Source organism: Halotalea alkalilenta (assembly GCF_001648175.1).
Taxonomy (GTDB): Bacteria; Pseudomonadota; Gammaproteobacteria; order Pseudomonadales; family Halomonadaceae; genus Halotalea; species Halotalea alkalilenta_A.
Window position 1 is genome coordinate 3,125,988 of the sequence record NZ_CP015243.1, and the last position, 11,535, is coordinate 3,137,522.

Below are 11,535 nucleotides of genomic sequence, written 5' to 3' on the forward strand. Positions count from 1 at the left end.
TTCAATCCAGCGCGAAGCGGCTGCGCAGCTCCCTGGCCACGCCGGCCTGGTCGTGGTGGCCGATCACTTTGGCGTGGGGCAAGGCTTCGAACAGCAGCGGGTTGGCGTTTTCCATCACGCAGGCTCCTTCGGCGAGTTCGAGCATCTCGACATCGTTCAGGTTGTCGCCGAAGGCGACGCACTGCGCGGGGGTCATGCCGAGAATCTCGAGCAGCACCCCGAGCGCGCGCCCTTTGTTGACGTCGCGGGCCATCACTTCGAGCGAATCCGGCAGTGAATAGGTGACGTGAGCCTGCCCGCCGAAGCGTTCGCGCACTTCGCGTTCGATCGGTGCCAGCTCGCTGGGATCGCCAATGAACAGCACCTTACCGACGTCGTCGCGGGCTTTGCCGCGCAGCGCGGGGTCGACTTCGTAGACGAAGCCGGTGCTGTGGTGGAAAGCCAGCAGCCGCTGATCGGGAGCGTCGATCAGCCAGCCACTGCCGGTGTAGACGTTGAGCCGTACGCTGTCGGGTTTGTCGAGCAAGGTCAGGTCGTGGACCAGCGTGGCGGGCAACAGCCGCTCGGATACCAGCCGGTCCCGTCGATCGTAGAGATGCGCGCCGTTGGTGCTGATGATGTAGGCGTCGACGCCGAGCTGCTCGCGTACCGCTCTGATGTCTCGGTAATGGCGACCCGATGCGATCGCAAGCACCGCCCCGCGGCGCTCCATCTCCTGGAAGGTCTCGATGGTGAGCGGATCGAGGCGATGGTCGGTGTTGAGCAGGGTGTTGTCGAGGTCACTGACGATCAGGGCATCGATGTTCATGGATACTCGCAGTCGGACGATGGAAAGAACCAGCGTCCCAGGATAGCAACTGCGGCGCCATGATACTCGGCTAATGCCCAGCTGCGGTGAGTGCCGAGGCCAAACGCAGCGCACCTGCCACCGCGCTCTCCTGCGGGCTCGAGAAGCGCGCCCGCAGTTCGGCCGTGAGATGCTTTCCGAGCGCTTCGGCGAAGCCGCCGCAGAGCGCTACCGGCAGCGTGGGCTCTGAACCGCACAGTGCATCGAGCATGCGCCAGAGCTCCTGCTCTGCCTCGATGATCAGCGCTTTCACCATTGGATGCTCGGGATGGGCGAGCACCACCGGTGCCAACCCCGCGTAGGCGGTCTGGTCGGCCTTGGTCAGCCATTCGATCAGCGCCTGGCGCCGATCGACGCCGAGGCGTTCGGCGAGCGCGTGGGAGAAGTCGTCACTCACCGCGCGCCGATCGAGCACTCGCTGCAGGTGCAGCGTCGCGCGCAGCCCGAACCAGGCGCCGCTGGCATCGTCGCCGGAAGGAAAGCCGTAGCCACCCACCTCTATGCGCCGGCCATCGCTCAAAAGCGCTTCACCGACGCTGCCGGTGCCGAGCGCGACGATCGCTCCGGGCCTTCCGCGGTGAGCGCCGATCAGGGTGGTATAGGCGTCGCTTTCAAGTTGCACTCGAGCCCCCTCGGGCATGAGCGCCAAGAGCTGGGCACGCCAGTGCGGCTGGTTCACCCCGGCGAGCCCGAGGCAAAGCGACACTCGCTTGGGATCGAGCTCGATACCGAGCGCTCGGTGCGCCTGCTCGATCAGCCCTTCGAGCGTCGCCCAGGCGCGCTCGACGCCGAGCGAGAGTCCGCTGGGGCCACCCTCCAGCGCCACCGTACGGCCACTACCGTCGCGTGCCAGCAGCCGTGTGCCGCTGCCGCCGCCGTCAATGCCGATCACCACTCTCATGGTGCTTCTCCTGGTGTCGCCTGATGCAGTTCGCGCTGGTGCGCAGCGGCGAACTCGTAGTAGTCGCGAAGCTCGAGCCGCCCGGCGGCGGTCTGATCGACGATCACCGTGACCTTGGGGTGTAGCTGCAGCGCGGAGGCCGGGACCAGCGCGCTGAGCGGCCCCTCGACGCAGCGCGCCACCGCCTCGGCCTTGGCCTCGCCGGTGGCGATCAAGAGGATCGAGCGGGCCTCGAGGATGGTCGCGATCCCCATCGTCAGCGCCAGGCTCGGCTGGAACTCCTGCGGGGCAAAGAAGCGTGCGTTGGCCTCCAGCGTATCGCGGGTCAGGGTCTTGACTCGGGTACGCGAGCCGAGGCTCGAGGTCGGTTCGTTGAAGCCGATGTGCCCATTGCGTCCGATCCCGAGCACTTGCAGGTCGATGCCGCCATGCCCCTCGATCAGCGCCTCGTAGGCGTTGCCAGCCTCGAGCGGATCGCTCATGCCGTCGGGGAGGAAAGTATTGGCTGGCTCTATATCGACATGGTCGAACAGTTCACGCTGCATGAAGTGGCGATAGCTCTGCGGATGCTCGGGCGGCAGCCCCACGTACTCGTCGAGGTTGAAGGTGGTGAGCTTGGCGAAGCTCAGGCCCTGGTGCCGGTGGCGCTCGATCAGCGCCTGATAGAGCGCCACCGGGGTCGAGCCGGTCGCGAGCCCGAATACCGGTGCCTCCAGCTCAGCCAGCGTACGCTCGACGATATCGGCGGCATGCGCGGCCGCGGCACTTGCGTTGGCGGTAATGATGACTTGCATGCTCATCTCCTTATCGGGCGCTACCCTCGATCATCGGCGCCCAGGCTCGCGGCGATGGCGAACGGCGTCGCCGGCCCGGCGAATACCAAGTGACAAACCCCACCTTCGAGGCGCTGCACCGCGCTCACGCCGAGCTGCTCGAGGGCGGCATCGTCGAGCGCATCGGCATCGACCAACGCCAGCCGCAATCGGGTGAGCGCGAGCGCTTCGATTCCCAAAAGGTTGGCGGCACCGCCGAACGCTTGCAGCCATTGATCGCGCGTGGCCGAGTCTATCACCGCCCCCTGTGGACGCGGCGCCTGCGCCACGCTGGGCCGACGGATTGGTGTCGCTGCACGCGGGCCACCGGCGGCGAGCGAGGCGCGAATCTCGTCGGCAACGCCGTCGGCGATCGGGCCGAGCACCACCTGCAGATTGCCGCCTCGCAGCTTGAGTACGCCACGAGCGCCGAGCCCCCTCAAGCCGGTCTCGTCAACGCTCTCCTGGTCTTCGACCACCAGCCTCAGCCTGGTGGTGCAGGCGCCTACCGATTGGATGTTGCCAGCGCCACCCAAGGCGGTGACGAAGGCACCTCCCCGGCCGCCCTCAACCCTGGCCGCCCCGGTGCTGGCCTCGGCCGGCGCGTCGTCGCGCCCCGGCACCTTGAGATCGAACCGCGCGATCGCCCAGCGGAAGATGAAGTAGTAGAGCGCGAAGTAGACCGCCCCCACTGGCAGCAGCAGCCAGCCGCGGGTCGAGAGCCCATAGGAGAGCGCGTAGTCGAAAGCACCGGCGGAGAAGGTGAAACCGAGCTTGACCCCGAGCCAGTTCATCAGCGCCAGCGACACCCCGGTAAGCAGCGCATGGATGCCATAGAGCAAGGGCGACAGGAACATGAACGAGAATTCGAGCGGCTCGGTGACCCCGGTGAGGAAAGCGGTCAGCGCCAGCGACAGCAGCAGGCCGCCGACCTGGGCGCGGCGGCCGGGAAGTGCCGAGTGGTACATCGCCAGCGCCGCCGCCGGCAGGCCGAACATCATCACCGGAAAGAACCCGGCCATGAAGCCGCCCGCGGTGGGGTCGCCGGCGAAGAATCGGGCCAGGTCGCCATGCACGCCGTTGTAGTCGCCGAACTGGAACCAGACGAAGTTGTTGATCACATGGTGCAGCCCGGTGACGATCAGGATCCGGTTGAGCACCCCGTAGAAGAAAAGCCCTACCTCACCGGAGGCGATCAGACCACCGCCGAGCGCGTCGAGCCCGTTCTGCACCGGCGGCCAGAGGTAGCCGAACAGGTAGCCGAGCGCCACTGCGCTGACCCCGGTGGCGATCGGCACGAACCGCCGGCCACCGAAGAACGCCAGGTAGTCCGGCAGCTTGATATCGCCGCACCGGTTGTACCAGGCCCCCGCGGTGATCCCGATCAGGATGCCGCCGAGCACCCCCATGTTGATCTCGGGATCGATCGCCTCGAGCACCGCCTGCAGGATCAGATAGCCGACCACCCCGGCGAGCCCCGAGGCGCCATGGTTGTCGTGCGCGATGCCCACCGCCACGCCGATCGCGAAGACCAGCGGCAGGTTGTCGAAGATCGCCCCACCGGCGGCGGATATCACCGCGATATCGAGCAGATCGGGCTGGCCGATGCGCAGCAGGATGCCGGCGATCGGCAGTACCGCGATCGGCAGCATCAGCGAGCGGCCGAGCAGTTGGATGCGTTCCATCGGTTTGAAGCGACTGGCGACGGCCATGGTCCCCTCCGGTGTGGTCATGGATTGGTTGTGATCGAGCGCGCCACCCAGCTGCGCACCTGGGCGGCGTCATCGAGCGCCAAGGCTTCGTCGATACGCGCGGCCAGCCGTGCGCGATCGAGCCGCCGCACCCAGGCCTTGATCGCGGGCACCCGCGCAGGCTCCATCGACAGCTCGTCGACCCCGAGCGCGATCAGCGCCGCCACAGCGATCTCGTCCCCCGCCGCCGCACCGCACACCCCGACCTTGCGACCGTAGAGCGCCGCGCCCTCGACGCAGAGCCTGACCAGCCGCAGCACCGCAGGGTGGAGCGCATCCATACGTGCGGCGAGCCCAGGCGCCTCGCGGTCCATCGCCAGGGTGTACTGGGTCAGGTCGTTGGTGCCGATCGAGAAGAAATCGACCTCGCGGGCGAGGCTCGCCGCGCACAGCGCCGCCGCCGGCACCTCGATCATCACCCCCAGCTCCGGGGCGACGAAGTCCGCATCCTCGGCAAGCCCGAGCTCGTCGACCAGCGTGTCGATCCATTCACGCACCCGCCTGACATCGAGCAGGTCGGTGACCATCGGCAGCATGATCCTGAGCCCACCCTTCCCCGCCGGCGGGCGGCACTCGAGCAGCGCGCGCAGCTGATCGACGAGCAGCGCCTGATGGCCTTCGATCAACCTTACCCCGCGCATACCCAGTGCCGGGTTGGGCGTCTGGCCGAGCCGCAGGTAGTCGAGCTGCTTGTCGGCGCCGATGTCGAGGGTGCGAATGATCACAGGCTTGCCCTGCATCGCATCCAGCGCGGCCTGGTAGTCGGCCCGCTGGCGCCCGCGGTCGGGCGCGACCGGGCGATCGAGAAACAAAAACTCGCTGCGAAAAAGCCCGATACCGTCGGCGCCCTGGGCAAACGCCGCTTCGGCTTCATCCGGGTGGCCGATGTTGGCCGCCACCTCGATCAGCGCGCCGTCGCGGGTGCGGGCCTCGCTCGAAGCGGCGCCGAACGCCTCGGCGTGCTCGCGAGCGAGACTATCGCGCCTGCGCTGGGCCTCGGCCAGCCGCTCAGGCCCCGGGCGCAGTTCGAGGGTGCCGCGCTCGGCGTCCAGCACCGCCAAGCGCACGCTTTCGAGCGTTTCGTCATCGAGCGCGTCACCCAGCGCCTGGCCCATTCCGACCAGGCAGGGCAGGCCACGGGCGCGCGCGAGGATCGCCACGTGCGAGGTCGCCCCGCCCGCGGCCAGGCACAGTCCCTTGGGCTCGACGCTATCGAGCTGGATCAGCTGCGAGGGGGTCAAGTCGTCGGCGACCAGGATCGCACCGTGAGGCACCGCCACCGCGGACTCGACGCCTTCGAGCAGCGCCAGCAGGCGCTGCTCCAGATCGCGCAGGTCGCCAGCGCGGCTTCGGATCAGCGCGCTTTCGGCGCGCTCGAGCTGGGCGATCTGGGCATCGAGGGTCTCGCGCCAGGCGAAACCCGCGCTCTCGCCGCGCTCGATCCCAGCGACGGTGCGCTCGGTCAGCTCCGGGTCGTCGAGCCATTCGAGGTGGGCTGCGAGAATCTGCGCATCCTCCTCTCGCGTCGCTCGAGCCCGATCACCGCCCAGCTGCGTGCGCAGCTCACCCAGTGCGCGATCGAACCGTGCCAGCTCCTGCTCGACCCCCGCGCCAGCACGTGCGACCTCTATTCGCTGCGCACGCAGACGCACCAAAGGTGCAACCGCCACGCCGGTGCTGGCGGCAACGCCGCGCAGTACGCCATCGGCATCGATCGCATCCAAGACGCGCGAGACGCCGGCGTCGATACCAGCCGCGCTGGGCGAACGCGCACCTTCGGCGGTCTCGAGCAGTGCTATCGCCTCCCTCAGCGCCGCCGCGGCATCGCCGCCCTCGGCGCGCACCGCCACCCGGCTGCCGAACCCGATCCCGAGGCCAAGCATCGCGGTGAGCCTACCCGCCTCGGCCTCGGCGCCATCGAGGGCAAAGCTCAGTCGGCTGGCATGGTGCTCGCCGATCGCCTTGAGCTTCGCCGCCGGGCGCGCGTGCAGCCCGGCTTCGAGCGCGACTGTCGCGCTTCCTTCGCAGCGCGGCCCGCCCGCCTCCCCGCTGCGTCCGGCGTCGGTCGCAAAGCTCAACCGAGCGAGTGTCTCTCCCTGTGTCACTCGCCCCGGGGCCTGCGCCTCGATACGCAGCTGGACGCCCGCGATGAACACCAGCGGTGTGACCAGGCTGGTCGCCTCGCGGGCCAACAGGTCGGCATCGAAGCGCAGCAGCGGCGCGCCCGCCTCGACCTGCTGGCCCACCGCGACCAGCGCCTCGATACCGCGACCGCCAAGCTCGACGGTGTCGAGCCCGAGATGAAGCAGCAGCTCGGGCGCATCCGGTTCGTCGCCAAGGCGCAGGGTCAGCGCGTGCCGGGTGGTCGCACACATCACCACGGTGCCGGCGCAGGGGGCGTGGAGCGTCTGACCGAGCGGCTCGATAGCCAGCCCCGGGCCGAGCTGTCCGCCGGCGAAGACCGGATCCGGCACTTGTTCGAGGGGCACCACGAGGGCGTCGCAAGGGGCCTGCAGGACTATCTCCGCGCGGGACATGGGTGCACTCCTTGAAGTCTGAGACAGGGCGTCAGGATGTCGTCGTCAGTAATGATCAGCGCTCGAGGGCACGCGCTCACCGCCAACGTAGACCTCGCGCAGCGCGAAGGTCTCATCGAGCACCACGAGGTCGGCACGCAGCCCCGGCGCGAGGCGTCCGCGGTCGTCGAGCCCGAGATAGTCCGCCGGCCAAGTGGAAAGCCGCAGCGAGGCGCGGGCAAGCGAATCACCGAGGCTCAAGAAGTTGCCCAGCGCCTGGTCCATGGTCAGGGTGCTGCCGGCCAGGGTGCCGTTGGCGAGCCGTACCGCGCCGCTGTGCTTGTAGACGTCGTGTTCACCGAGCTTGTACTGGCCATCCGGCATCCCGGCGGCGGCGGTGGCGTCGGTGACCGCGTAGAGACGCGGGATCGCACGCATGGCGACATGCATCGCGCCCTCCTCGACGTGGACCAGATCGGGGATCACCTCGCAGAAATCGGCGTGCGCCAGCGCCGCGCCGACCGCGCCAGCGCTGCGATGGTGCAGCGGTGTCATTGCGTTGTAGAGATGGGTGAAGCCGCTGACGCCCCAGCCGAGCGCCTCGACGCAGAGCCTAAAGCCTGCACAGGTATGGCCGATCTGGACCCGGACGCCAGCGTCGCGCAGATGCTCGATCAGCGCCCGGTGGCCCTCGATCTCCGGCGCCAGGGTCACCAGGCGGATCGGTGCCAGCGCCCGATAGCGCTCGATCGCCTCGATCGTGCCGGCGCGCGCCCGCGCCGGCTGGGCGCCGAGCATCGCGGGGTTGATGAACGGCCCCTCCAGATGCACGCCGAGAATCTCGGCGCGCCCGGGCTCTGGACGCTCGATCACTCGGTTCACCGCGGCGAGCGCCTCGAGCAGATCCTCCTCGGCCGCGGTCATGGTGGTGACTAGCAGGCTGGTGGTACCGAAGCGGGCGTGGGTGCGGGCGAGCACCGCCGCTGCCTCGCCACCCTGCATCGCATCGAGCCCCCCGCCGCCATGCACGTGCAGGTCGATGAAGCCAGGCAGCAGCCAAGGGCTCTGCCCAGGGTCGAGGCTGGCGTCGGGGGTGATCGAGAGGATCCGACCAGCGTCGCACTCGAGCTGGCCGAGACACCAGCCCTCGGGGGTAAGGATATGGCCTTGAAGTCGCATGCGCGCTCGCTCCCTGCGTTCGTCCCAGCCGAATCGCCTCGGCTGATCGGCACGACCATGAAATCGTAATAATCGCTGCGACACCAGGTCACGGCCGGCGCCGCGGGCAAGCCACTGGCGAGGCCACCGGTGCGAGTGGCCTCGGGCAGCGCGCGGCCCTGCGGCGTCTCATCGATCATGGTACCAAGGCAATGTCAGGACGATATCAATCAAATACCTATCGGGTCTTTTCCGCGCTCGTCCCGAGGGAACTCACCAGTGCATCCCAGGCGCAGGGGCGAGGATCGAGCGACTGGCGCCGCGGTCCCGCGCTCGGTTCGCGCATCCTGCGGTGGCCGCCGATGCGCCAGCTTTTCCGCCCTCACCCTTTCCCCTCGGTTGGCGAGTCCTTATAGTGTGCCCCTCGACTCGCCAACCGACATGATCCGATGCTCTCGAACAACCCTCTCCTCGCTCAGCTGAAGCAGCAGCTCCATGCCGAGACGCCCCGCGTTACCGGTGTCGTCAAGGCCACCGACAAAGGCTTCGGCTTTCTCGAGGCCGAGGACGGACAGTCCTACTTCGTCCCCCCGCCGATGATGAAGAAGGTGGTCCACGGCGACCGTGTCGAAGCGGTCGTCCATGTCCAGGGCGAGAAGAAGAGCGTCGAGCCGGAAACCCTGGTCGAGCCCTCGCTCGAGCGCTTCATCGGCCGGGTGCGTCGCCGCGAAGGCCGTCTCGGCGTGGTGCCGGACCATCCATCGATCAATCTCGCGCTCAATGCCCGCGCCAAGCGCGGCATCGACGAGGCGGGGCTAGAGGAAGGCGACTGGGTGGTGGCGAGGCTGCTGCGCCACCCGCTGCGCCCCGACGATCGTTCGTTTCTGGTCCAGATCGAGGAATTGATCAGCCGTCACGACCAGCCTAACGTACCGTGGCGCGTGACGCTGGCACGGCATGTGCTGGAGTACGCCTCTCCGGTCGATGGGTCGGAGTGCAGCCTGCGCGATGAAGGACTCGAGCGTGAGGACCTCACCGCTCTGCCGTTTTTCACCATCGACAGCCGCACCACCCGCGACATGGACGACGCGCTGCACATCGAGGCACGCGAGGAAGGCGGCTGGCGCCTGCGGGTCGCGATCGCCGACCCGACCGCATTCGTCGCCGAGGATGACGCGGTGGACCAGGAGGCCCGGCGGCGCGCCTTCACCGTCTACCTGCCGGGACAGAACGTCACCATGCTGCCCGAGCGGCTCGCCGACGATCTCTGCTCGCTGCGCGAGAACGAGACTCGCGCGGCGCTGGCCTGCACCCTAGAGGTCGCGGCCGACGGTGAACTGCTCGATTACCGTTTCTACGCTGCCGAAGTGCGCTCCCACGCCCAGCTCGCCTATGACGATGTCTCCGATTGGATCGAGGGCAAGGGCGAATGGAAGCCCGTCTTCCCCCGTGGTGAAGAGCAGCTGCGCCAGCTCGCAGACTTCACCGAGGCGCGCAGTGCCTGGCGGTCACGCAACGCGATCGTGTTCAAGGATCGCCCCGACTACGCCTTCGAGCTCGACGCCGAGGGCCGCGTACTGGCGGTGCGCACGGAGCCGCGGCGGATCGCCAACCGCATGGTCGAGGAGTCGATGATCGCCGCCAACGTCTGCTGCGCGAGGCTGCTCGGCGAAGAAGTCGGCCATGGCATCTTCAACGTTCATCTCGGCTTCGCCGCGGAGAAGCTCGACCATGCGCTGGCCTTCCTCGCCGAGCAGTCGATCGAGGCGAGCCGCGAACAGCTCACCGATCTCGACGCTTGGCGTGCGCTGCGCTACCAGCTCGACGAACGCGACGACGCTTGGCTCGAGGCACGGCTGCGCCGCTTCCAGGGCTACACTGCGATGACCGCGGCACCGGGCCCGCATTTCGGTATGGGACTGCCCGCCTATGCCACCTGGACCTCGCCGATCCGCAAATACGGCGACATGATCAACCACCGGTTGATCAAGGCGCTGCTGCTCGCGCAGGCACGGCCCGCAAGCGCCAGCGAGACGCTCACCGCTCATCTCTCCGAGCGGCGCAAGCTCAACCGCATGGCCGAGCGCGACGTCAAGGACTGGCTCTACGTGCGCCATCTGGCGCCCGCGGTGGGCAGTGGCCAGCGCTTCGAGGCCGAGATCGTCGACATCCGCCGCGGCGGCTTGCGGGTACGGCTGAACGACAACGGCGCTTCGGTGTTCGTCCCCGCCTCGACCCTCGAGGCCGACCGTGAAGCGCTGGTGATCGACGACAAGGAAGGCGTGGTCTCTGTGCGCGGCGAACAGCGCTATCGCCTCGGCGACATCATCGAGGTAGTGCTCAGCGAAGCCCGCGAAGAAACCCGTTCGCTAATCGGTCGCCCCGTCTCCTGACTTCACTCTTCTCAGCTCGCGGCGGACGTCCCCTTGGGGACGTCCTGCGCCGCAGCCTGCGCCTCGGCGACGGTGCGCTGCGCCTCTTCGATCTCCTCGGCATTGGCGGTCGGCCTCGGCTGCTGCGCCTTGTCCTGCGGCGCATAGACCAACGAGACGAAGAGCGGGAAGTGGTCGGAGCCGATGTCGCCCATCCGTTCGATCTCGGCGAGGCGAAACTCGCGGCTGGCGAAGAGATGGTCGAGCGGCCAGCGCAGCATCGGCCAGTGGGCATGGAAGGTGGCGAAGGCACCGCGCCCGCGCCGTGGGTCGAGCAGTCCGCTGACGTTGGAGAAGAGCCTCGTGGTCCGCGACCAGGCGACATCGTTGAGATCGCCGACCAGCAGGCAGTGGCAATGCTCTGCGGCGATCTCCTGGGCGACCAGCAGCAGCTCGGCATCGCGCCACAGCGACTCCTCGCTCTCGGTCGGGCTCGGCGGCCTGGGATGGAGCACGAACAGCGTCACTCGCTCACCGCTTTCGAGTTCGACCTGAGTGAGAATCGAGGGGATGTCATCCTGGATCAACCAGCGTACCCGGGGTTGGATCAGCGGACGCCGCGAGTAGAGATGCATGCCGTAGAGGTTGTCGAGCGGCACCGCGACCCGATGTGGGTAGTCATCGGCGAAGGCGCGGTCGAGCTCGGCCTGCCACCAGGCGTCGCTCTCAAGCGTCACCAGCAGATCCGGCTGGCGACGCCGAACCATCTCGATCAGCGCGCCGCTGTTGCGATTGGTCATCAGCACGTTGGCGTTGAGCAGGGTCAGCCGGCGCGCTGGATCCAGCTCCTCGACGTCGAGCATCTGGCGGCTGGCGAAGCGGGTGTAGGGATACATCAACATGCCCTGAGCGATGCACACCCCCAGCGCGATCAGGATCACCGGAAGCTGCCAACCGCCGTCACCAGCCGCGGCGAGGTCGATCAGCACGACCACGAGCAGGCAGCCCGCGAGGGTGGCGATCTGCAAGCGTGGAAAGTCGAAGATCCTCACCGTCCAGTGGGTCAAGCGCAGCCATGGCAGGCAGGTGGCGAGCAGCAGCAGTACAGCGGCACTTGTCAGCACATACACCATCGTTACGGGTCCATTCTTGCCAAGCCCGGGCGCGTGCGTCTGACG

The 11,535-nt window shown here is 68.0% G+C and carries 8 protein-coding genes; 1 reads left to right on the plus strand and 7 read right to left on the minus strand.

Going from position 1 to position 11,535, the window contains the following annotated elements; translation table 11 throughout:
* Window position 1 precedes the first annotated feature (1 nt).
* The 6 genes from A5892_RS13980 to nagA form a co-directional block, all read right to left on the minus strand.
* Window positions 2-808: a Cof-type HAD-IIB family hydrolase gene (locus A5892_RS13980; RefSeq protein ID WP_064123314.1), complete on the minus strand. Its 807-nt coding sequence runs from the start codon at window positions 806-808 to the stop codon at window positions 2-4.
* Window positions 809-878: 70 nt separating this feature from the next.
* Window positions 879-1,748 carry a BadF/BadG/BcrA/BcrD ATPase family protein gene (locus A5892_RS13985; protein WP_064123315.1) on the minus strand — a complete coding sequence of 290 codons (870 nt, stop codon included), beginning with the start codon at window positions 1,746-1,748 and terminating at the stop codon, window positions 879-881.
* Window positions 1,745-2,542, minus strand: a complete 798-nt coding sequence (gene nagB / locus A5892_RS13990; RefSeq protein ID WP_064123316.1) for a glucosamine-6-phosphate deaminase — start codon at window positions 2,540-2,542, stop codon at window positions 1,745-1,747. Before nagB ends, A5892_RS13985 begins: the two co-directional genes overlap by 4 nt.
* Window positions 2,543-2,562: 20 nt before the next feature.
* Window positions 2,563-4,272 (minus strand): N-acetylglucosamine-specific PTS transporter subunit IIBC, encoded by a 1,710-nt coding sequence (gene nagE / locus A5892_RS13995; protein ID WP_064123317.1) that lies wholly within the window; start codon window positions 4,270-4,272, stop codon window positions 2,563-2,565.
* 17 nt (window positions 4,273-4,289) lie between these two features.
* A complete protein-coding gene (gene ptsP / locus A5892_RS14000; RefSeq protein WP_064123318.1) occupies window positions 4,290-6,848 on the minus strand; it encodes a phosphoenolpyruvate--protein phosphotransferase in 2,559 nt (852 codons plus the stop codon).
* Between the two features lie 45 nt (window positions 6,849-6,893).
* Window positions 6,894-8,006: an N-acetylglucosamine-6-phosphate deacetylase gene (nagA, locus tag A5892_RS14005; RefSeq protein WP_064123319.1), complete on the minus strand. Its 1,113-nt coding sequence runs from the start codon at window positions 8,004-8,006 to the stop codon at window positions 6,894-6,896.
* Between the two features lie 428 nt (window positions 8,007-8,434).
* Here nagA and A5892_RS14010 point away from each other — a divergent pair, with 428 nt between their 5' ends.
* The gene (locus A5892_RS14010) at window positions 8,435-10,378 is read left to right on the plus strand and encodes an exoribonuclease II (protein ID WP_064123320.1); all 1,944 of its coding nucleotides are present in this window, start codon (window positions 8,435-8,437) and stop codon (window positions 10,376-10,378) included.
* A gap of 11 nt (window positions 10,379-10,389) precedes the next feature.
* Here A5892_RS14010 and A5892_RS14015 read toward each other — a convergent pair whose 3' ends face one another.
* Window positions 10,390-11,490 (minus strand): endonuclease/exonuclease/phosphatase family protein, encoded by a 1,101-nt coding sequence (locus tag A5892_RS14015; RefSeq protein WP_064123321.1) that lies wholly within the window; start codon window positions 11,488-11,490, stop codon window positions 10,390-10,392.
* Window positions 11,491-11,535: the final 45 nt, after the last annotated feature.